General features: G+C 63.5%; 18 protein-coding genes and 2 pseudogenes. 6 read left to right on the top strand and 14 right to left on the bottom strand.

Features of this window, described 5'->3' with window-relative positions:
- Positions 1–25 precede the first annotated feature (25 nt).
- From FHX03_RS09855 to FHX03_RS09845, 3 genes are all read right to left on the bottom strand, one after another.
- A complete protein-coding gene (locus tag FHX03_RS09855; RefSeq protein WP_097628843.1) occupies positions 26–1,882 on the bottom strand; it encodes a CHASE2 domain-containing protein in 1,857 nt (618 codons plus the stop codon).
- 3 nt (positions 1,883–1,885) lie between these two features.
- Positions 1,886–2,404, bottom strand: a complete 519-nt coding sequence (locus tag FHX03_RS09850; RefSeq protein WP_097628842.1) for a FecR domain-containing protein — start codon at positions 2,402–2,404, stop codon at positions 1,886–1,888.
- A gap of 105 nt (positions 2,405–2,509) precedes the next feature.
- On the bottom strand, positions 2,510–3,655 hold the full coding sequence (locus tag FHX03_RS09845; RefSeq protein WP_097628841.1) for a citrate synthase: 1,146 nt from the start codon (positions 3,653–3,655) through the stop codon (positions 2,510–2,512).
- Positions 3,656–3,738: 83 nt separating this feature from the next.
- Between FHX03_RS09845 and FHX03_RS09840 the strand changes: the two genes are divergently transcribed.
- On the top strand, positions 3,739–4,827 hold the full coding sequence (locus FHX03_RS09840) for a citrate synthase/methylcitrate synthase (RefSeq protein WP_183853476.1): 1,089 nt from the start codon (positions 3,739–3,741) through the stop codon (positions 4,825–4,827).
- Positions 4,828–4,867: 40 nt separating this feature from the next.
- Here the strand turns inward: FHX03_RS09840 and FHX03_RS09835 are convergent, their stop codons facing one another.
- From FHX03_RS09835 to FHX03_RS09815, 5 genes are all read right to left on the bottom strand, one after another.
- Positions 4,868–5,338 carry an SRPBCC family protein gene (locus FHX03_RS09835; protein ID WP_097628940.1) on the bottom strand — a complete coding sequence of 157 codons (471 nt, stop codon included), beginning with the start codon at positions 5,336–5,338 and terminating at the stop codon, positions 4,868–4,870.
- Positions 5,339–5,412: 74 nt separating this feature from the next.
- Positions 5,413–7,041: a CTP synthase gene (locus tag FHX03_RS09830; protein ID WP_012557733.1), complete on the bottom strand. Its 1,629-nt coding sequence runs from the start codon at positions 7,039–7,041 to the stop codon at positions 5,413–5,415.
- A gap of 144 nt (positions 7,042–7,185) precedes the next feature.
- Entirely contained in the window at positions 7,186–7,731 is a 546-nt protein-coding gene (secG, locus tag FHX03_RS09825) for a preprotein translocase subunit SecG (protein WP_183853475.1), read from the bottom strand.
- 140 nt (positions 7,732–7,871) lie between these two features.
- Positions 7,872–8,642 carry a triose-phosphate isomerase gene (gene tpiA / locus FHX03_RS09820; protein ID WP_097628838.1) on the bottom strand — a complete coding sequence of 257 codons (771 nt, stop codon included), beginning with the start codon at positions 8,640–8,642 and terminating at the stop codon, positions 7,872–7,874.
- A 125-nt stretch (positions 8,643–8,767) separates the two neighbouring features.
- The gene (locus FHX03_RS09815; protein ID WP_183853473.1) at positions 8,768–9,667 is read right to left on the bottom strand and encodes an alpha/beta hydrolase; all 900 of its coding nucleotides are present in this window, start codon (positions 9,665–9,667) and stop codon (positions 8,768–8,770) included.
- Between the two features lie 220 nt (positions 9,668–9,887).
- Between FHX03_RS09815 and parE the strand changes: the two genes are divergently transcribed.
- The 3 genes and pseudogenes from parE to FHX03_RS09800 all read left to right on the top strand — a co-directional run bounded on the left by parE (position 9,888) and on the right by FHX03_RS09800 (position 13,665).
- The gene (gene parE / locus FHX03_RS09810; protein ID WP_183853471.1) at positions 9,888–12,002 is read left to right on the top strand and encodes a DNA topoisomerase IV subunit B; all 2,115 of its coding nucleotides are present in this window, start codon (positions 9,888–9,890) and stop codon (positions 12,000–12,002) included.
- 168 nt (positions 12,003–12,170) lie between these two features.
- Positions 12,171–12,332, top strand: a pseudogene (locus FHX03_RS09805) (esterase-like activity of phytase family protein); the annotation flags it as partial.
- A 115-nt stretch (positions 12,333–12,447) separates the two neighbouring features.
- Positions 12,448–13,665 (top strand): AI-2E family transporter, encoded by a 1,218-nt coding sequence (locus FHX03_RS09800; protein ID WP_097628834.1) that lies wholly within the window; start codon positions 12,448–12,450, stop codon positions 13,663–13,665.
- Positions 13,666–13,683: 18 nt separating this feature from the next.
- On the opposite strand, the gene FHX03_RS09795 is transcribed toward FHX03_RS09800, so the two are convergent.
- A complete protein-coding gene (locus FHX03_RS09795; RefSeq protein ID WP_097628833.1) occupies positions 13,684–14,142 on the bottom strand; it encodes a GNAT family N-acetyltransferase in 459 nt (152 codons plus the stop codon).
- A gap of 129 nt (positions 14,143–14,271) precedes the next feature.
- Here FHX03_RS09795 and FHX03_RS09790 point away from each other — a divergent pair, with 129 nt between their 5' ends.
- Positions 14,272–14,682, top strand: coding sequence for a hypothetical protein (locus FHX03_RS09790; RefSeq protein WP_183853469.1), 411 nt, complete (start codon positions 14,272–14,274; stop codon positions 14,680–14,682).
- Here FHX03_RS09790 and FHX03_RS09785 read toward each other — a convergent pair.
- From FHX03_RS09785 to FHX03_RS09775, 3 genes are all read right to left on the bottom strand, one after another.
- Positions 14,679–15,824 (bottom strand): DUF2336 domain-containing protein, encoded by a 1,146-nt coding sequence (locus FHX03_RS09785; protein ID WP_183853467.1) that lies wholly within the window; start codon positions 15,822–15,824, stop codon positions 14,679–14,681. The two genes, FHX03_RS09790 and FHX03_RS09785, sit on opposite strands and share 4 nt — an antisense overlap.
- Positions 15,825–15,930: 106 nt before the next feature.
- Positions 15,931–16,542 carry a flavin reductase family protein gene (locus FHX03_RS09780; protein WP_097628830.1) on the bottom strand — a complete coding sequence of 204 codons (612 nt, stop codon included), beginning with the start codon at positions 16,540–16,542 and terminating at the stop codon, positions 15,931–15,933.
- On the bottom strand, positions 16,542–17,126 hold the full coding sequence (locus FHX03_RS09775) for a nitroreductase (RefSeq protein ID WP_097628829.1): 585 nt from the start codon (positions 17,124–17,126) through the stop codon (positions 16,542–16,544). The genes FHX03_RS09780 and FHX03_RS09775 overlap by 1 nt, the downstream gene beginning before the upstream one ends.
- Before the next feature lie 113 nt (positions 17,127–17,239).
- Here FHX03_RS09775 and FHX03_RS09770 point away from each other — a divergent pair, with 113 nt between their 5' ends.
- Entirely contained in the window at positions 17,240–18,340 is a 1,101-nt protein-coding gene (locus FHX03_RS09770) for a hypothetical protein (RefSeq protein WP_183853465.1), read from the top strand.
- Between the two features lies 1 nt (position 18,341).
- Here FHX03_RS09770 and FHX03_RS34385 read toward each other — a convergent pair.
- Positions 18,342–18,473 (bottom strand): annotated as a pseudogene (locus FHX03_RS34385) (glycerol acyltransferase); the annotation flags it as partial.
- A 40-nt stretch (positions 18,474–18,513) separates the two neighbouring features.
- Positions 18,514–20,520, bottom strand: a complete 2,007-nt coding sequence (thrS, locus tag FHX03_RS09765) for a threonine--tRNA ligase (RefSeq protein WP_183853463.1) — start codon at positions 20,518–20,520, stop codon at positions 18,514–18,516.
- Between the last annotated feature and the right edge of the window lie 43 nt (positions 20,521–20,563).

Below are 20,563 nucleotides of genomic sequence, written 5' to 3'. Positions count from 1 at the left end.
TTCCTAGCCGCTCCGGCGGCGATTGTCAAAGCGTGCGGCTGCGCCACAGCCAGGTGTCGATATGGCTTGCCCGGCCGCGCAGCGCCGTTTCCAACGGACCCTCCATCCGGCCGACCTGCAGCAGCGCGCTGTCGTGGCCTGCCGCACGGACGATTTCGGCGCTCAGCGCCAGCTCGACGCCATGGAGGGCTGCCACCTCCATCAGCCGGCTGCCGACATTGATGGTGTCGCCCGCTGCCGTGATCTGCTGCCGATCGCCGGTGCCGAGCCGCGAAGCGACGATCGGCCCGCAATGGGCGCCGACCTTGAAGCCGATCTTCTTCTCGGCAAAGCCCGCATGCGCTTGAAGCCAGGCCCGGGTGCGCTCGCACAGGCTGACGGCGCAGGCAGCGGCGCGGGCGGCATCGTCATCGGCAGGCTCCGGCAGGCCGAACAGGATCATCGCCCCGTCGCCCATGAAGCTGGTGATGGCGCCGCCGTGAGCGCGTGCCTCCTCGTCGATCAGTTCGAAGAAGCCGCTGAGCACCTCGCTGACCTTGACCGGCCCAAGCTTTTCGCTGAGGCCGGTGAAACCCGAGAGATCGATGAAGATGACGGCCGCGTTCTGGCGCACCGGCTGGGCAAGGAAATTCGGATCCCGCGCCAGCCACTCGCCAAGGCCCGGCGCTTCGATGCGCTGCAGCCGCGCGCTCTGCTCGGCGAAATGGCGGGCGCGGCCGCGGTCGAGCCAGAGCTCGGCGGCACCGAAAATCAGCGCCGGCGGCAGCGCCGCGGCCATCGGCAGCGCCGCACTCAGCCAGTAGCCATGCGCAAAAGCCGACAGATTGAGCAGCGCCCAGACGATCAGCGTCAGCACGATGATGATATAGCCAGCCGCACTCCGCCGCCAGGCGATCAACGAGACGAACACCAGCGGCAATCCGACGGCCGTGGCGGCATCGATCAGCCTCATCCTGTGATCGCGCACCATGCCGTCGCCGGTGACGAGATGGGTGATCGCCGTCGACATCACCTCGACGCCGGGCATGACCGGATCGAACGGCGTCGGGAAGACGTCACCGCCGCCAGCGACCGTCGAGCCGATGACGACGATCCGTCCTGCGACCGCATCCGCCGAAAGCTTGCCGTCAAGCGCATCGGCGGCGCTGAAGGTGGCGATGCTGCCGCGCCCACCATAGAAGGTCACCGGCAGGCGCTGGCCGATATCGGTGGGAATGCGCAACGCGCCGAGCATGATGGCATCACGTTCGATGGTCGGATCGACGCCGAGCGCCACCGACGCGGCGCGCAGCGGAAAGGCCGGATCCAATCGGTCTGCGCCGCGCGAAATCAGCGGAATGAAGCGCGGCGTGCCGGTTTGGTCGGTTGCCACATTGACGATGCCAACGGCGGCTGCTTCGGCGAAGCGGGCAAGCGGCAGCAGCAGCTGGTTTGCCTCGGGGATAGCGGCAAGCGGATCGTTAGCACCATCGGTAACCTCTTGGCTGCTCCTGGCAAAGGTGGCCGCGGCCGCAATCACGCTTGGGACCTCTGCAAGGGCCGCCGTCAGCGCCGCATCGCCCTCCTCTGGCCCCGGATCGACGAGCAGAATGTCGAGCGCCAGCGCCTTCGGCTTCAAGGCGGTGATCGCGCTGACGAGGCGCGCAAGCGTTGCCCGGTCAAGCGGATAACCATAGGCGGCGGCGGTGCGGTCGTCGATCGCAACGATCGAGACGACGGGAGGCGGTGGCGTCGCCCCGATGACGACGCTGCGGATATCGGCAAGCGATGCCTCCATCCGATCGAGCAGGCCGCTTCCGCCGTTCAGATTGGCATAGCCGAGCGCGGCCCCCCAAAAACCGGCGAGCAACAGCGCGATCACCGTTTGCAGGCGATGGTTCATGGATTATTGGCCGAGGCGGGCAAGAAGGGCGGCGGCGCGTGGCGCCGGCCAGCGACGCACGATGAGGGGGGCCGTTCCGCTGCTGACGTCGACGCCCTCGCCCGGCGACAGCACCACCGGATCGCCGGCCGGCCGGCGGACGGCGACGCTGCCTCTGACGACAAGCACCGAAGTCTTGCCACTGGCGACGTCGACAGCCCATTGGGTACCGCGCACGGCAGCGATCGCCTGCGGCGTCACTACCTGGAAACCGCCGACATGCTGACTGCTGTCGACATCGACGAGGATCGCCTTGCGCCGCAGCGATGCCGAATCGGGGCTGCCATCACGGTTGCGGTCGGCAAGGCGGAAGGAAGCACCCGCCTCCGCCGTGATCTTTACCCCGCCGGGACAAGTGAACACCTGGCGGGCGCTGGCGTCGCGCGCGATCGTGCAGCCGGCAGACTGCGCCAAGGCCGTTCCATGCGGAAAAAGGCCGACGGCAAGTGCGGCGGCAAGCAGGCTGCGAAAGGTCGTATGCATGGAAAGCCCCCATGACCGTGCGGACAATATTTTCGAAAGCGCCCGCCAACCGTCTTCTTCCATGTCGGCATGATAGCCGAATTCGGATATTTCTCTAACCAATTCTTAAGGGTTGATGGTGGTTTCGGGCGACGGCCCGGCATAACGGGCCCGCGGCCGGATCAATTCGCCGCTGTCGATCTGCTCCATCGCATGCGCCAGCCAGCCGGTGGAACGGGCAAGCGAGAACATGATGATCGGCGCCTCCCGCGGCAGATCGAAGGCAGCGGCCATCGCGGCAAGCACGAAATCGACGTTGACCTTCTCACCGACCATGTCCTCGCCAGTTTCCCGGATTTCGGCAAACGGCTGCGGCAGGAGAAAGTGCGAAAGCAGCGCCTGAGCCCTGATATCGCCATCCGGATAGAGCGGATGGCCAAAGGCCGACAGGCGATAGCCCTGGGCAAGCGTGCGGCGAACCGCCTGCTCCGCTCCAACAGCTGAAGCCGCCTCGATCAGGGCGTTGACGCCCTGCCAGGCGGCGCCATGCAGAGGTCCGGTCAGCGTCGCAAGGCCGGAAAGCACGGCGGCCGAGAGGGCAGCGCCCGCAGATGCCGTTACCCGTGCCGCGAAGGTCGAGGCGTTGAGTTCGTGATCGGCAAGCAGCACCAGCGCCCGGCGCAGGCAATCGGCGGCATTCGGCCGCTGCCAGCTTTCCGCAAGCCGAAGATGCAGCGGCCTATCCGAAGACCCTGGCGCCAGCGCATCGGCGACCGTGCAGAGCACTCCGCTTGCTTCTCGTCGCAGGGCTGCCTGCGAGCGGCCGAGCGACGGCAGATCCGATGTCACTCGCCCTGCCAGCGCTAGGAATGCAGCCTGAAGCGACGGAGCCGCATGTCCAGCCGCAGTGCGGGAAGCAAGTGCTTCCGCACCGTTCCAGAGCAGTGCCGCCGTCTGTTCGAGCGTCGCCGTCTCGGCGAAATCGGCGGCATCCCGCCCGCGATAGAAAAGCCGTCCGCCGATGATGGTGGAGATCGCCGAGGAGAGCACCGGGTCGCCCCAGCGGATCGTCTCGGCGGCAACCGTTTCGGCTTTACGCCGGCCGGCATGGCGTTCGGCGAGCCGCTGCACGTCGGCAGCCTGGTAGAGGCTGCGTCGTGGGTCGGCGGGATCGGGCTTGGCGCGGATGCGCCCGCGGCTGACATTGGCGTAGAGCGTCTGCGGCTTGGTCTTCAGCGCCTGCAGCGCCTCCTCGGCGGTCAGCCACGGCATTGGAGCCTCATGTTGATCAATAGCGTCAAGATTGACGTCAATGAAACTAGGCCGGATCATCCTGGCGGTAAAGGAGAAACAACATGAAAAATGGCTTGGAAGACGTCATTGCCGCCGAAACGCAGCTCTCGGATGTCGATGGCGAAGCGGGACGGCTGATCATCCGCGGCGTCTCGCTGGACCATCTCGTTGCAGACTGCAGCTATGAGGGTGTCGCCGCATTGCTGCTCGACGGGCTGATGGAGCGAAGCTTCGATCAAGCGCAATTGCGCGAGTGGTTGGCGAATGCGCGAACACGGGTTTTCGACCACGTCGAGGCCGCCGATGCCACCCTGCTGACGCTGCCGCCGGTTGATGCGATGCGGGCGCTGATCGCCCGGCTGCCCGACGGCGAGGATCTCGATACCGCGCTGAGCCTCTTGGCGGCGCCGGCGGTCTTCCTGCCGGCGGTTCTGCGCCTCCAGCGCGGTGAAAGACCGATCGCGCCCGACGCCTCACTGCCGCAAGCGACCGATATCCTGCGCATGCTGACCGGACAATTGCCGCGCAAGGAGCAGACGGCCGCACTCGACGCCTACCTCGTGACCATTTCGGATCACGGCCTCAACGCCTCGACCTTCGCATCGCGCGTCATTGCCTCGACGCAGGCCGGCCTCACCTCTTCAGTCCTAGCCGCGCTGAGCGCCCTGAAAGGGCCGTTGCATGGCGGTGCGCCCGGCCCGGTGCTCGACATGCTGGATTCCGTGTCAATTGCAGAGAATGCCGGCCAATGGCTCGGCGAAGCGCTCGATCGCGGTGAAAGACTTATGGGTTTCGGCCACCGCATCTACCGCGTCCGCGATCCGCGCGCCGATGCGCTGAAGGGCGCACTGAAGCCGCTGATATCAACCGGGCAGGTCGACCCCGCCCGCGGCGCGCTGGCGGAAGCGGTGGAAGCCGCCGCCTTGGCAATCCTGAAGGCGCGTAAGCCGAACCGACCGCTCGACGTCAATGTCGAGTTCTACACTGCGCTGCTGCTCGAAGCGCTCGGCTTCCCGCGTGACGCCTTCACTGGCGTCTTTGCGATCGGCCGCACGGTCGGGTGGTTGGCGCATGCCCGCGAACAGGCGCTCGACGGCCGGCTGATTCGCCCGCGCTCGGTCTATATCGGGCCGCTGCCGGCCGCAGCCTGACGATCAAACTCGGCGGCGGGGCATGCCCGGCCGCCACGCATCAACCGCCAACGAAAGCGGAGAGGTTGCCGAGCGTCAAACGGCAGCCTTCCTCATTGTCTTCAAGGCGAATGCCCGCCGGTATGTCGTCGCAGACCATCGTCACATCGGTGCCGCCATTCACAGGCGACAATGTTGTGCTGACCGTCATCTCGCCGGCAAAGCTGTCGTCGTCGGACTCGAAGGCCGTCGCCCAGACGATCCGTTCGTCGGGCACGAGCCGTGCGAAACGGCCCTCGAACCTGTCGGTCTTGTCGGATGTCTTGCCTGGCTGCGACGTCTCGTTATCGGGATAGACGAGTGACATGCTAAAGGCGCCGCCCTCCCTGCCCTCGAAGGCATGGACGATCCCCCGCATCGAGCCGGGCGGAAGCCAGGTGGCAACCGCCTCGGCATCCAGAAAGGCACGGTAGATACGCTCAGGCGGCGCGGCGATGAAGCGTGAAACGGTCGTGCTGCGTCGGGTGGCCATGCCGGCGATATAGAGCACCATAAGCACTTGCCCAGATCGCGCTTGAAATCGCGCGATCTGGATACCCATCATGGCTAGACGAGGCGGCTCTGTTCCGTCGCCGCTTCGATGAAGCTGGCAAACAGCGGATGCGGGTCGAGCGGCCGGCTCTTCAGTTCCGGGTGGTACTGCACGCCGATGAACCACGGGTGATCGGGATATTCGATCGTCTCCGGCAGCACGCCATCCGGCGACATGCCGGAGAAGACGAGGCCGCAGCTCTCGAGCCGGTCCTTATAGTCGACATTGACCTCGTAGCGGTGGCGATGACGCTCGGAAATGTCGGTCGAGCCGTAGATATCCGAGATCTTCGTGCCCTTCTTCAGCGCCGCCTTGTAGGCGCCGAGGCGCATCGTGCCGCCGAGATCGCCGGCTGCCGTGCGCTTCTGCAGTTCGTTGCCCTTGACCCATTCGGTCATCAGGCCGACCACCGGCTCCTTGGTCGGGCCGAATTCGGTCGAGGAGGCGCCGGACACGTCGGCGAGATTGCGCGCCGCCTCGATGACCGCCATCTGCATGCCGAAGCAGATGCCGAAATACGGCACCTTGCGCTCGCGGGCGAAGCGGGCTGCGTGGATCTTGCCTTCCGAACCGCGTTCGCCGAAGCCGCCGGGCACGAGGATGCCGTGGACCTTTTCGAGATAGGGCGCCGGATCTTCCTTTTCGAAGACCTCGGACTCGATCCATTCGAGCTTGACCTTGACACGATTGGCGATGCCGCCGTGATGCAGCGCCTCGATCAGCGATTTATAAGCGTCCTTGAGGCCGGTATATTTGCCGACGATCGCGATCGTCACCTCTCCCTCCGGCGTGCGGATGCGGTTGCAGACTTCTTCCCAGGGGTCGAGACGCGGCTTCGGCGCCGGCTCGATGCCGAAGGCTGCCAGCACTTCGTCATCAAGGCCTTCCTTGTGGTAGGCAATCGGCACGTCGTAGATATTGGCGACGTCGAGCGCCTGGATGACGGCCGACGGGCGCACGTTGCAGAATAGCGAAAGCTTGCGCCGCTCGGCTTCCGGAATTTCGCGGTCGGCGCGCACCAGCAGGATATCGGGATGAATGCCGAGCGCCTGCAATTCCTTGACCGAATGCTGGGTCGGCTTGGTCTTGAGTTCGCCGGCGGCCGGAATATAGGGCATGAGCGTCAGGTGGACGTAGACGGCGGTGCCGCGCGGCAGGTCGTTGCCGAGCTGGCGGATCGCCTCCATGAACGGCATCGCCTCGATATCGCCGACCGTGCCGCCGATCTCGCAGATGACGAAGTCGTAGTCGTCATTGCCCTCGATGACGAAATCCTTGATTTCGTTGGTGACGTGCGGAATGACCTGCACCGTCGCGCCGAGATAGTCGCCGCGCCGTTCCTTGTCGATGATGTTCTTGTAGATGCGGCCGGTGGTGATGTTGTCGGTCTTGGTCGCCGAACGCCCCGTGAAGCGTTCGTAATGGCCGAGATCGAGATCGGTTTCCGCGCCGTCGTCGGTGACGAAGACCTCGCCGTGCTGGGTCGGGCTCATCGTGCCCGGGTCCACGTTCAGATAGGGGTCGAGCTTGCGAAGCCGCACCCGATATCCACGGGCCTGCAGCAACGCTCCGAGAGCCGCGGCCGCAATTCCTTTTCCGAGAGAGGAAACCACGCCGCCAGTGATGAATACGTATCGCGCCATGGGATTCACCGGATACCTTTTCAAAAACGATTCCACCAGCCCCAAAAACTCTTTTCCGGAATTTTCGGAGCGTGGCGAAGGAATCTGAACAAAAGAAAACCGGCAGACCCAAGGGCCTGCCGGCGGTTTATGTCGAAGACCGGTTTACTGTCCCGTCGGGACGCCGGCGGGCTGAGCCGGTGCCGGCGCGGCCGGAGTAGCGGGCGCTGCCGGGGCAGCCGTTGCCGGAGCCGTCGCTGAAGGTTCGCTGGCAGCCGGAGCCGCCGGAGCGGTCGTTGCCGGAGCGCCAGTTGCCGGAGGTTGAGCGGCGGGAGCCTGCGGTGCAGGCGCTGCCGCGCCGCTGCTCGGAACGCCGTTGCCGGCCGGCTGGCTTGCCGGAGGCTGCGCGCCGCCGCCGAGCGAATCGAGAATGCCGTTGCCCTGGCCGCCGCCCGTTGCCGGAATGCGGTCGAGAATATCGCTCGGGCGGCCTTGGTAACGCGTCAGAATGCCGAGGCCGAGCGAGGTGATGAAGAACAGGGTCGCAAGGATCGCGGTGGTGCGCGTCAGCGCATTGGCCGTGCCGCGTGCCGACATGAAGCCGGAACCGCCGCCGATGCCGAGGCCGCCGCCTTCCGAGCGCTGGATGAGCACGACGCCGACGAGGGCGAGCACGATCATGAGATGAATGACAATCAATACGGTCTGCATGGGTCCAGTCCTGCCCGCCTGGAGACGGACAAAGTTAAGAATTCTGGCGGCTCTTTACATGAGGCTTTCATCTATTCCAAGCCCTTGGGCCCGGAATAAGCCTCGGGACAAACGAATAACCCGGGAATAAAAAGAATGCCTCAGGCGAGCAGCGCCTCATAGGCCCGGTAGATGGCGAGGAAGTCGGCCGCTTTCAAGCTCGCCCCGCCGATCAGCGCGCCGTCGACATTGGCGATGCCCATCAGTTCCCCGGCATTGGCCGGCTTGACCGAGCCGCCATAGAGAAGACGCATCTTACGGCCTTCCCCGCCGAAGCGGGCCGCGAGTTCGGCCCGCATGAAGGCGTGTGCCTTTTCGACATCGCCCGCCGTCGGCGTCACACCGGTACCGATAGCCCAGATCGGCTCATAGGCAATGACGGTGTTCTCAGCGGTGGCGCCGTCCGGAACCGAGGCGGAAAGCTGACGTTTGATGACGTCGAGCGCCTGGCCTGTGCGGCGCTCATCGGCCGTCTCGCCGATGCAGATGATCGCCGTCAGCCCGGCGGCAAAGGCAGCCTCCGCCTTGGCGCGGACCAGATGATCCGTCTCGGCATGGTCGGTGCGCCGCTCGGAGTGGCCGACAATGACATAAGTGCCGAAACAATCGGCAATCATCTCGGCCGAGATGTCGCCGGTATGCGCGCCCGACGGGTTCTGATGGCAGTCCTGAGCGCCGATCGCAAGCGGGCTGTCGGTGCAGAGCGCCGTCGCCACATAAAGCAGCGTCGCCGGCGGGCAGATCAGCGCTTCGACCTTGTCGGCAAGCGGCGCGGAAACGCCCTCGGCGATCGCCTTGATCTGATCCAGGGAGGCACGCATGCCATTCATTTTCCAGTTTCCCGCCACGAGCGGGCGCACGTCAGGTGTCATGCCAGCCTTCCAAATTCTGCGTATGCCTTGGGCCATATCAAAAGCGCGCGGCAAAGAAAAGCATCATGCCCTTGACGTAAGGGGAATCTCGGCGATCCCGCCTATATTTCTGCGAAATTCAACCGCTAACCAGCAAGAAACCAGTTCAAGACCCGGCGCCAGTCGATCATCCGGATCGGCGTCCCGTGATTGCCGGTCTGAAACAGCGTGAAGTGCGTCGGATATTTGGCCTTGTGCAGGCTTTCGAACAGCGCCTGCTGGGTGCTGGCGGCATAGACCGGGTCGCGGCTGCCATGGGCGAACCAGAGCGGCAGCTTCGCCTTGTAGAAGCCGCTCCTGGTGAAATCGGGATCGGTGACGCCGCTCATGACAAGCATGCCCTTCAGCCGCTGGACGCTGCCCTCGTCGCGCGCAATGCCCCAGCACACCTGGCTGCCCATCGAGGCGCAGGACAGGATGATCGGCCGGCCCGGCGATTGGGCGCTGGCATAGCGGATGAGGCCGGCGATCGCCGCAACGCCGTTGCTGTCGAAACTCCGGACGGTCGGTGAATAATAAACGCCGCCATTGCCGGCGACGAGGTTCTTCAGCCGGTTGAAATTGCCGCCGAAGCTGTAGTCGTTGGCGCCGAGCCGGCGATCGCCGTCGCGGCCATGGATGAAAATCACCGTGAAGGCGGCATTCTGTGCCTGTCCCACCCTGGTGACATCGAGCCTGACGCCGTCCAGAGACAGCGTCTCGTCGACCTGGGCCTTGCGGATGCCGAGCGCCACATATTTTTGCTGCACCCGTTTTTGCGGGATCTGGTCGCGGTCGTTGATATCGCGCATCTCGTCATAGTCGATGACCTCGAAGGCGCCGTCATCGCCCGTCTGCAAGATGGCCTGCTTCGAAAACAGATCGTCCTTGAACGGCGGCAGCACATCGCCCGCCCGCGCCGGGCCGACAGCGGAAAGGACAGCCGCGGATAGAAAAAACGCCGCAATTGCAGTGATGATGGTGTAATGACTTGTGGACATTCGCATTCGGATGGTTCCTGAAGCCTGCCGCCGCTTGCCATTCGGCGCCCAGCAACGCAAATCATGTGTGAAAAGCCCGCCAAAACTGGCGGTGTCGCGTATAGAGGTGCTTTCTGGCAAAATCTGCCTGATTCGCAAACGTGACATGAAATGCGGTGATTTTGGGTCGGCGGAGGATGCAAGCCCCAAGCCAGACCCAAGACAGGATGAAGATCTGAACGGCTCCATGGACGATAGCAACGACCTCTTTTCCGGAATGCCCCTCTCTGAAAAACGCGAGGAGGCGCAGAAGCCTGCGGCTGCGGCCGAACGGCGGCCGGTGGCGGCTGCGCCGGCTGCTGCCCCACCTGCTGCTGGAGTCCCCTCTGCTGCGGGAGCCTCTGCGCGCCCGGCACCCACTGCGTCGAACTCGGACGAGTACGGCGCCTCGTCGATCCGCGTCCTCGAAGGCCTCGAGCCGGTGCGCATGCGCCCGGGCATGTATATCGGCGGCACCGACGAAAAGGCGTTGCATCACCTCTTTGCCGAAGTCATCGACAACGCGATGGACGAGGCAGTTGCCGGACACGCCAATTTCATCGAGGTCTATCTTGACCTCGAAGGTTATCTCACCGTCTCCGACAACGGCCGCGGCATCCCGGTCGAGAACCATCCCCAGGTGCCGGGCAAGTCGACGCTCGAAGTCATCATGACCAAGCTGCATGCCGGCGGCAAATTCGACGGCAAGGCCTACGAGACCTCGGGCGGTCTGCACGGCGTCGGTGTTTCGGTCGTCAACGCGCTGTCCGACGACCTCGAAGTGGAAGTGGCACGCAACCGCAAGCTCTACCGCCAGCGCTTCTCCCGCGGCCTGCCACAGGGCGGGCTTCAAGAATTGGGCGACGTCCACAATCGCCGTGGCACCCGCGTGCGCTTCCATCCCGACCCCCAGATCTTCGGGGATCACATGAAGTTCGATGCCGCCCGAGTGTTCCGGATGGCGCGCTCGAAGGCCTATCTGTTCGGCGGCGTCGAAATCCGCTGGAGCTGCGAGCAGGGCGTCTTGCCCGAAGGCTCCGAGGTCCCTGACAAGGCGGTCTTCCACTTCCCCGGCGGCCTGAAGGACTATCTCCAGGCGACGATGGGTAAGGAATTCACCGTCACCCGCGAGATCTTCGCCGGCAAGACCGAGAAAACCAGCGGTCATGGCTCGATGGAATGGGCGATCACCTGGTATGGCGGCGATCCGCAGGTGCATTCCTATTGCAACACCATCCCGACCCCCGAAGGCGGCACGCATGAGGCCGGCCTGCGCATCGCGCTGACCAAGGGCCTGAAGGCCTATGCCGAGCTGACGCAGAACAAGCGCGCCGCGCAGATCACCACCGATGACGTAATGATCTCGGCCGTCGGCATGCTGTCGGTCTTCATCCGCGAACCGGAATTCGTCGGCCAGACCAAGGACAAGCTCGCGACCGTCGAGGCCCAGCGCATCGTCGAGAATGCGTTGCGCGATCCCTTCGACCATTATCTTGCCGACAACCCGAACGAGTCGGCCAAGCTGCTCGACTGGGTGATCGAGCGCGCCGAGGAGCGGCTGCGCCGCCGCAAGGAAAAGGAAGTCAACCGCAAGACGGCGGTGCGCAAGCTGCGCCTGCCCGGCAAGCTCGCCGACTGCTCGCAGAACACCGCCGAAGGCGCCGAACTCTTCATCGTCGAGGGTGATTCGGCAGGCGGTTCGGCCAAGCAGGCGCGCAACCGCGCCAACCAGGCAATTCTGCCGCTGCGCGGCAAGATTCTCAACGTTGCCAGCGCCGGCCGCGAAAAACTCGGAGCCAACCAGCAGCTTGCCGATCTCATCCAGGCGCTCGGCTGCGGCACCCGGTCGAAATACCGCGACGAAGATCTGCGCTACGAGCGCATCATCGTCATGACCGATGCCGACGTCGACGGCGCCCACATCGCCTCGCTGCTCATCACCTTCTTCTATCAGGAGATGCCGGAACTGGTGCGCGGCGGCCACCTCTTCCTCGCCGTGCCGCCACTTTACAAGATCACCCAAGGGTCGAAATCCGCCTATGCCCGCGACGACAATCATCGCGCCGAGCTGATGCAGACGGAGTTCAAGGGCAAGGCCAAGGTCGAGATCAGTCGCTTCAAAGGTCTCGGCGAAATGATGCCCGCCCAGCTCAAGGAAACCACAATGGATCCGTCCAAACGCACCCTGCTCAAGGTGCTGATCGACGAGGTGGATTTCGAGGGCACTCGCAGCGCTGTCGACGATCTGATGGGCACCAAGCCGGAAGCCCGCTTCCGCTTCATCCAGGAACGCGCGGCCTTCGCCGAGAACCTCGATATTTAAAGCATCTGCGGCCCGCGCCGAACTGGAGTAGAGATACCGTTCGGCGCGGCCGCCATTTTAGCATCTGCGATTTCACGGAACTGACGAAGAACCGTAACAACTCCGTAAAACAACCGGCGCATGAAGCGGTCGGCGTGCGGCCTCCCCTTGGGAAGAGCGGCAGCGCCGGTTCGAGCAATCGGCCTCGTCCCCGACAATATCGAGGCCACGTCGCTCGGCAAGGCCAAGGATGGAACCGACGTCTTCATTCTCGGCTCCGACAATAATTTCTCGGCCGCCCAGAAGACGCAGTTCTACGCTTTCAAGATTTTGCGCCGTCCGCAACAGTAAGATATCGGCTCTGACGGCCGAATAGCGACGCTTTGTATACGCTTTCATGGTGCGGACCTTGAAACCGCCGGGTTCATAGCCCATAACCAGAAGACAAGAATAAGAAGAGGCGCGCGTGGGTGTGTTCGACCGTCAGAAAAGCAATCATGAACCACGATGGCTCGGATCATCGGCGCCGACACGCACACCGCTGATTCCTTCCATTTCGGCGGCGCGCTGGCTGTTGGTTCTGATCGTCGCGGCCGGCGTTTACTTCTTCTACGGTTTCCTCGTGCCGGTGCTGGCAGCCCTGGTCATCGGTTTCGCCAGCTGGCCGCTCTACCGCAAGCTTCTTGCCCGCGTCGGCGGCAATACGACGGTCGCCGCGACGATCGCCATCATCATGATCGTCACTTTCCTGGTCATCCCGATCGGGCTTGCGGTCACCTATACGACGGGTGAAGTGCGTACCTGGGTTGCCTGGGCAATCCATGCCAACCGCTCCGGCGCCCCGACACCGGCCTGGATCGTCGCCCTGCCTTGGGCCGGCGCCTATCTCGATGAAGTCTGGACCAAATATATCGGCAGCCCCGGCGCCTTAGGCGAAGTGATACAGGCCGTCAGCGGCGCCAATATCGGCAATATCTACCGTGCCGTGCTTGCGGCCGGCGGCGGTGCATTCCACCTCCTGCTGACACTTCTCTTCATGCTGATCGCGCTGTTCTTCGTCTATCGCGACGGTTTTTCCTTCTCCAAGCAGATCGACATGCTCGGCGAGCGCATCCTGCCGAACCGCTGGGAGCGCATTTCCCGCGTCGTGCCGGCGACGATCAGTTCCACCGTCATGGGCATGACGCTGATTGCGATCGGCGAAGGCATCGTGCTTGGCGTGGCTTACTGGATCGCCGGCGTGCCGTCGCCCGTCACGCTCGGCGTGTTGACGGGCGTGATGGCGCTGATACCGGGCGGTGCGCCGCTTTCCTTCACGCTGGTCTCAATCTATCTCCTGGCAAGCGGCTCGCATGTCGCCGGCATCGGTCTTTTCGTCTGGGGAACGGTCGAGCTCTTCATCGTCGACAAGACGTTGCGGCCGAAGCTCGTCGGCGGTCCGATCAAGCTGCCCTTCCTGCCGACCTTCTTCGGCCTCGTCGGCGGCGTCAAGACGATGGGCTTCCTCGGCCTCTTCATCGGCCCGGTACTGATGGCGCTGATCGTCGCCATCTGGCGCGAATGGATCCACGAGGCCCGCAATGCCGATAAGGGCGAAACGGGACCGCAGATCCTTATCGACGAACAGGCGCCGCCGCCGTCGCCCGGAACGCCGAAAACGCTTCCCCGTATCGCTGAAGGCTGAACCGACCTTCGTAAACCGTCATCCCAGCCGCTTTTCCATAAACAGGCTGAGCGGATCCGACAGATAAGCGCCGAAGGCTTCGATGTCCTGGTAACCGTATTTGCGGTAGAGCGCGATCGCCTCGGGCTGGTAGATGCCGGTTTCGAGCCGGATCGCCGTCAGCCGCTTTTCGCTGGCGATCGTTTCAAGCGCATTCATCAGGCCGCTGGCGATCTTGAGCCCCCTCGCCTCGGGATCGACGAACATCCGCTTGATCTCCGCCGTGCCGTCGCCGGCCTCGACCAGCGCGCAGCAGCCGACGATCGCATCGCCGTTGCGCGCGACCAGGAAGCTTACCGAAGGCTTCTCGAGCAAGGAGAGGTCGACCAGATGGTTGCTCTCGGCGGGATAGAGCGACCCTGCATAGGCATCGGAAAGATCGAGAAGCCGGACGACGCCGTCCTGACGCGGCGGCTCCAGGGCGATGGTGACGGACATGCTCCCTCTTTCTGCTGGCGCAGCGCACAATTTTTCCCGACATGACCAAGAGTTAATGCCCCTGCCTTCATTCGGTTGGAATTGCGCCCTCTAAGACGATGACATGCTCAATAGCCAAGGAGGCAAAATATGCAAGCGGTACTGATCGCGATGACCATTCTCGGTTGCGACGATTCCATCAGCCAGTGCAGCTATGTCGCGACGGTCGACAAACGCTGGGAGACGGTTGCCGCCTGCGATGCCGAAGCCGAACGTCGCCTGAAAACCTATGCCAATGTCAGCTATCCCTCGGTTATTGCAGTCTGCGAGGCGCCGAAAGCCATTGCTGCCGCCGAACCGCCAAAGCCGGCGCCCGTGCCGCCGGCCGTTCCCGAAACGGCCGAACAGCACCCACAGGGGCTGCGTGGCTTTGCCGACGACATTGCAGGAAAGGTCCGCGACCATCTGCCCACCGGCCGGAGCGTCAAGGACACGCTCGCCAAACCGGTGCATTTCGTCTCTGCCAGCTACTCCTGGGTCGTGACACGGCTGGCCGACTAAGCCGCCGCAAGCGCCGCATAGACACGAGCCGATTGCCGCTGTTCGGCGACCCCAAGCTTTTCCACCATGTCGAGCAGCTCGCCGACCGCGCCATGTGCGCCGTCATGATGGCGGAATTTTTCCAGAAGTCGGCCGCAGACAGTGCCGAGCACGCTGCCCGGCGCTCTTCTGGCGGCCTCACGCCACAGGAGCGTCGCCTCGACGAAGATTACGCTAATATCCCTGGGCAGGCCGGCGGATTCGTAGAGCGCACGCACCGCATGCATGCGCCCGGTTGCCAGGATCGAGCGCACCCGGCGCTCGCCGCAACCCGTCAGATCGACGATCGCGCCCGCGAAAAAATCGACCTTGCCGGCGCAGAGCGTATGCATGAGGAAGGACGGCGTCAGCTGGCCGTTGAGGCGCAGATGTTCGACGAGGTCGGGGATTTCGCGCGGCGCAATGTCGCCGGCGATCGAAACAATGGCAGCCTCGGTCGCCTCGCGGCTGATGCGCTGCAGCCGCTGCAGACCGATCGCCGCCTGGGCGAGCGGCAGGCCGACCAGTGCATTGCTGACATGCTGAGTGAGCAACTGGCGGGCATCGGCGGGAAGATCGCTGCGGTCGAGAAGCAGGTTGCGGATGTCGCAGCCGTCGCCGAGTCGCTCGGCGATACGTTTCAGGGATTGGCCGGAGATCACCGCGCCGTCGTTTTCGAGCAGGCAGAGCAGCTCTTCCTCGTCACCGACTTCCGCAAGCGCTGCGGAAACCGGGCGCGTCACATGCGCCCTCGCCGCGATCAGCATGCGGGTGGCGCCGTTGCCGCGCGCGGCAAGATCGACGAGATCGGCATCGCTCAAAAGCGGCGAACAGGTCACCGCATGGCAGGCGACTTCGGGCTGGTCTTCGGCAAGCGAAAGAATCAGGCTGCGCGGCGCATCGGGCGACCAGGCTATCGCCTCGGCTAGTGCCAGCCGGACGCGCGGCGATGGATCGTCGAGCAGAAAGGTCATCGCCATCTCGGCTGCCGACCGCTCGTCTCCCGTCATCTCCGACTGCAGATAGGCCCGCCCGAGCGCGTTTGCGGCCCGGGCCCGGTCACCGGTTTTGGCCGTTTCGATCCACCGAAGGAAAGCTTCTATGATCACGCGACGCCCCAGCACTTGAACGCGATTCCCTCGCGTTTCATTCAATGCTGCGACCGTAGCGGCAAAAGGTTTAAGATTGGTTCACCATATTTCTTAAGCCTTTGTATGCCTTGCGACCGATCTAAACCTTCGGCAGATGCGGCCGGAACATCTCGAAAACATCGCTGCCTTCGCTGTAATCCATGTAACCCATGCGGGCCACAGGCCGGGCGATCGACATGTCGAGGCGGCCATTTCTGACGATCGTCTCGTCGATGCGGATACCGACCACCTCGCCGAAGACAAGGACGTTTTCCGACGGCGCGCCGGACAGCGTCTTCGGCTCCATGATCTCGGTGACCCTGCATTCGAGCACCGCGAAAGCCTCGCCGACATAGGGCGCGTCGATGAGTTCGGCCTGCTTCGCCGTCAGGCCGGCAAAGTCGAATTCGCTCTCGCCATAGGGCAGCGCCGCCGAGGAGAGGTTCATCTTCTCGGCGAGATCGCGACCGACGAAATTGCAGGTGAAGACGCCGGTCTCGGCCGCGTTGCGCTGGCTGTCCTTGCGTCCGGCGGATGAAAACATCACCAGCTTCGGCCGATCGGCGACGGCATTGAAGAAGGAATAGGGGGCAAGGTTGATCGAACCGTCCCTGCCCTTGCTGCCGATCCAGCCGATCGGGCGCGGCGACACGATCGCCTTGAATGGATCATGCGCCAGTCCGTGCCGGTTGTCGTCGGTGGTGTAAAACATCATTCCTCACCGCCGACCCAGGTCACGGTATCGGCAAGCTCCGGCCGCGGCCGCTCGATCGCCGGAAATGTCGTCGAGCCGATATGGATGAACCCCGCCACCTTTTCATCAGGCCCGACACCGAGCAGCGGATAGGCGCGCTCGTCATAGGCGAACCACTCCGTCAGCCAGTTGGCGACATAACCGCTGGCATTGGCGGCGAGGATGACGTTGAGGCACAGCGCGCCGGCCGACATCAGCTGCTCCCATTCGGGAATCTTGATATGCGGCCCCGCCTTGCTGACGACGGCGACCACCACCGGCGCGCGGGTGAAACGCGCGCGTTCCACCTGGATCATCTCTTCGGAAAGCTCAGGTTTCGTCTCGAGCGCCAAGGCCAGAAGTTCCTCACCGAGGCGAGCGCGCTCGCCTCCGCGATAAACGATGAAGCGCCAGGGCGCGATCTTGCCGTGATCGGGAACACGCGAGGCAAGACGCAGAATTTCCTCAATTTCGGCCTTTTCGGGGCCTGGTTCGCACATCTGGAAAGCGGGGATGGAGCGGCGTACGGCGAGGTAATCAATCAGCTTGATATCGGATTTCATGCGGGAGAAACTCTCATTTTTATGCTGCTGCAAAGGCTGGGTCTTGAATTTGCCATCGCGTTGGTCTTGAAGTGGCCTTTGCGATTTCAGAAGTCAATCGGTTCACGAAACAGATGTTTGGCATTTCGCCTTTTGCACGCATCGGCCTTGCCATTGCCCTGACGATCCTGACGCCTCCAGGCGCCGGCGCTCAGGATGCCTTCAAGGAATTCAAACAGCTTGAATCGACGCCGAAGATGCCGAAGCTCGATGCCTTTATCGCGCCCGGCACGGCGCCTGAAGGGGTCAAACTGCGCGATGTGCCGATGGAAGCCAAGCTGACGGTGGACGGCACACCGGTCGAAGAAGGCCTCTCCTGGTATGTCTTCAGCCCGATCGCCGGAACCGACGGCAAACTGCCGCTGATCGCCAGCGCCAAGGGTGGACCCGCCGCCTTCCAGCTCGCGCCCGGCGATTATTTCGTCAACGTCTCCTTCGGCCGCGCCGGCGTCACCAAGAAACTGACAGTGCCCGCCGACGGCGAGGTCGACAAGCAGGTAATGGTGCTCGATGCCGGCGGCCTGCTGCTCAATGCCGTTTCCGGTACCGACGCTCGCATCCGCCCCGATCAGCTGAGTTTTTCGATCTATTCCTCGGAAGTGCGCGAGGACGGCGAGCGTGGCCTCGTCGTCGCCGATGTCTCGCCGAACACCGTCGTCCGCCTCAATGCCGGCACCTATCATATCGTTTCCGAATATGGCAGCGTCAACGCCGTCATCCGCGCCGACATCCAGGTCGAGGCCGGCAAGCTGACCGAAGCAACGATCCAGCATCGGGCCGCGCAGGTCACCTTCAAACTGGTCTCCGATGCCGGCGGCGAGGCGATCGCCGATACTGCATGGTCGATCCTGACGGCGGCCGGCGACAGCGTCGGCGAAAGCGTCAGCGCCTTCCCGACCATGGTCCTCGCCGAAGGCGGATATTCCGCCGTCGCCCGCAACAAGGACAAGATCTACCAGCGCGATTTCACCGTCGTCGCCGGCAGGAACACCGATGTCGAGGTTCTGATGAAGGACCAGCAGCCGCAGCCGCCGGTGAACGACGCGGCCCGCACGGTACAGCAAGTGCCTGTGGGAACACCGCCGCCGCCAGGCGTCCAGCCGGCTCCGGTGGCGCCGCTCCCTTCCTATGAACAGCTCGCGCCGCAGGGCGGCGACGACACCAGTCTCGATTGATTTACCGCGAGCGGTTTCGCCTTAGCCGGGAGCTTTGGGGCGCGCGCTTCGGCGGTGCCATCGAGAAGACGGCCTCATAGAGGCGGGCCAGCAGACCCTTGCGGTCGCCGCCGCTGTTCAGCGCTTCCCAGGTCCTCCGACAGCGCTGGTGGCGCTGTCGGATGGAGGCGTTTTCAGGCCGCCCTGGCTTTTTTTGCTTCGGCCTTGCGACGGACGTCTGGCGGCGTTGCTTCCAAGGCAAGGCTTTCGACGGCGGCGCCGAGCCCCATCGAAACCTGGTCCTGGCTGCCGAGACGGCGGATATTGACCGTGCGCTCCTCGGCTTCCTTCCTGCCGCAGACGATGATGACGGGCACCTTGGTGACCGAGTGTTCGCGGACCTTGTAGTTGATCTTCTCGTTGCGGAAATCGGTCTCGACGTTGAGACCGGCCTCGCGCAACGCCTCGGCCACTTCAAGTCCGTAAGCGTCGGCTTCCGAAGTGATTGTCGCGACCACCACCTGCAGTGGCGACACCCAGAGCGGCAGATGGCCGGCGAAGTTTTCGATCAGGATACCGAGGAAGCGTTCCATCGAGCCGCAGATGGCGCGATGGATCATCACCGGCTGCGTCTTTTCGGAGTTGCTGTCGATATAGAAGGCGCCGAAACGTTCCGGCAGATTGAAATCGACCTGCGTCGTTCCGCACTGCCATTCGCGGCCGATCGCATCCTTCAGTGTATATTCGAACTTCGGCCCGTAGAAGGCACCCTCGCCCGGCAGGATGCCAGTCTTGATGCGGCCCTCGGACTGAGCCTCGATCGTATTCAGCACGTCGGTCATGACGGCTTCCGCCCGATCCCAGAGGGCGTCGGAACCGACGCGCTTTTCCGGCCGGGTGGAAAGCTTGACGACGATTTCCTTGAAGCCGAAGTCCTCATAGACAGACAGGATGAGATCGTTGATCTTCAGGCATTCGGCAGCCATCTGCTCGTCCGTGCAGAAAATGTGCGCGTCGTCCTGCGTGAAGCCGCGCACGCGCATCAGCCCGTGCAACGCGCCCGAAGGCTCGTAGCGATGCACCAGCCCGAATTCGGCGAGGCGGATCGGCAGTTCGCGATAGGACTTCAGCCCATGTTTGAAGATCTGCACGTGGCCGGGGCAATTCATCGGCTTCAGTGCAAAGACGCGATTATCCGCTTCCTTGTCTTCCGGATGCGTCATCGCATGCGCCGATTTCACGGCGAACATGTTTTCCTGATACCAGCCCCAGTGACCCGAAGTTTCCCAAAGCGCGGTATCGAGCACCTGCGGCGCGTTGACTTCTTCGTAATCGACCGCGAGCCGGCGACGCATGTAGGAGACGAGCGACTGGAAGATTCGCCAACCCTTGCCATGCCAGAAGACGACGCCCGGGCCTTCTTCCTGGAAGTGAAACAGGTCCATCTCGCGGCCGAGCTTGCGGTGGTCACGCTTTTCGGCTTCCGCCAGCATGTGCAGATAGTTGTCGAGATCGGCCTGGTCGGCCCATGCCGTCCCGTAGATGCGTGACAACATGGCGTTGTTGCTGTCGCCGCGCCAATAGGCGCCGGCAACCTTCATCAGCTTGAAGGCCGTGCCGACCTGGCCGGTGGAGGCCATGTGCGGACCGCGGCAAAGATCGAACCAATCGCCCTGATTGTAGATCTTCAGATCCTGCCCTTCAGGGATCGCGTCGACGAGCTCTACCTTGTAGTTTTCGCCCTTGGCCGCAAAGACGTCCTTGGCCTTTTCGCGCGACCAGATCTGCTTGGTGAAGGGCGCGTTGCGGGCAATGATCTCCTTCATCTTCTTTTCGATCTTCAGCAGATCGTCGGGCGTGAAGGGTTCGTTCTTGGCGAAGTCGTAATAGAAGCCGTTTTCGATGACCGGGCCGATCGTCACCTGCGTGCCGGGCCAGAGCTCCTGCACCGCTTCGGCCATGACGTGCGCGGCATCATGCCGGATAAGCTCCAGCGCACGGCCGTCCTTGCGGGTGATGATCTCGATCTTGCCGTCGGTGACGGTATCGGAAAGGTCTTGCACGGTGCCGTCGAGCGCAATGGCGACCGCGCTCTTGGCGAGCGACTTGGAAATGGATTCGGCGACATCCCTGCCGGTCGCGCCAGCCGGGAAGCTGCGCACGGAACCATCGGGAAATGTCAGGGAAATGTTTTCAGACATCGAAATTCTCCTTGTCCAGTCCCGCCAACGAATGCGGGTGGTT

The organism is Rhizobium sp. BK456 (assembly GCF_014194045.1).
GTDB lineage: Bacteria > Pseudomonadota > Alphaproteobacteria > Rhizobiales > Rhizobiaceae > Rhizobium > Rhizobium redzepovicii.
This window is presented reverse-complemented; position numbering and strand designations above follow the sequence as displayed.

Coding starts and splice junctions, on each gene's coding strand:
- FHX03_RS09855 (WP_097628843.1), bottom strand. CDS start 1,882: ATGAACCATCGCCTGCAAACGGTGATCGCGCTGTTGCTCGCCGGTTTT.
- FHX03_RS09850 (WP_097628842.1), bottom strand. CDS start 2,404: ATGCATACGACCTTTCGCAGCCTGCTTGCCGCCGCACTTGCCGTCGGC.
- FHX03_RS09845 (WP_097628841.1), bottom strand. CDS start 3,655: ATGCCGTGGCTGACCGCCGAGGAGGCGCTGCAGGCGCTGAAGACCAAG.
- FHX03_RS09840 (WP_183853476.1), top strand. CDS start 3,739: ATGAAAAATGGCTTGGAAGACGTCATTGCCGCCGAAACGCAGCTCTCG.
- FHX03_RS09835 (WP_097628940.1), bottom strand. CDS start 5,338: ATGGCCACCCGACGCAGCACGACCGTTTCACGCTTCATCGCCGCGCCG.
- FHX03_RS09830 (WP_012557733.1), bottom strand. CDS start 7,041: ATGGCGCGATACGTATTCATCACTGGCGGCGTGGTTTCCTCTCTCGGA.
- secG (WP_183853475.1), bottom strand. CDS start 7,731: ATGCAGACCGTATTGATTGTCATTCATCTCATGATCGTGCTCGCCCTC.
- tpiA (WP_097628838.1), bottom strand. CDS start 8,642: ATGACACCTGACGTGCGCCCGCTCGTGGCGGGAAACTGGAAAATGAAT.
- FHX03_RS09815 (WP_183853473.1), bottom strand. CDS start 9,667: ATGCGAATGTCCACAAGTCATTACACCATCATCACTGCAATTGCGGCG.
- parE (WP_183853471.1), top strand. CDS start 9,888: ATGGACGATAGCAACGACCTCTTTTCCGGAATGCCCCTCTCTGAAAAA.
- FHX03_RS09795 (WP_097628833.1), bottom strand. CDS start 14,142: ATGTCCGTCACCATCGCCCTGGAGCCGCCGCGTCAGGACGGCGTCGTC.
- FHX03_RS09790 (WP_183853469.1), top strand. CDS start 14,272: ATGCAAGCGGTACTGATCGCGATGACCATTCTCGGTTGCGACGATTCC.
- FHX03_RS09780 (WP_097628830.1), bottom strand. CDS start 16,542: ATGTTTTACACCACCGACGACAACCGGCACGGACTGGCGCATGATCCA.
- FHX03_RS09775 (WP_097628829.1), bottom strand. CDS start 17,126: ATGAAATCCGATATCAAGCTGATTGATTACCTCGCCGTACGCCGCTCC.
- FHX03_RS09770 (WP_183853465.1), top strand. CDS start 17,240: ATGTTTGGCATTTCGCCTTTTGCACGCATCGGCCTTGCCATTGCCCTG.
- thrS (WP_183853463.1), bottom strand. CDS start 20,520: ATGTCTGAAAACATTTCCCTGACATTTCCCGATGGTTCCGTGCGCAGC.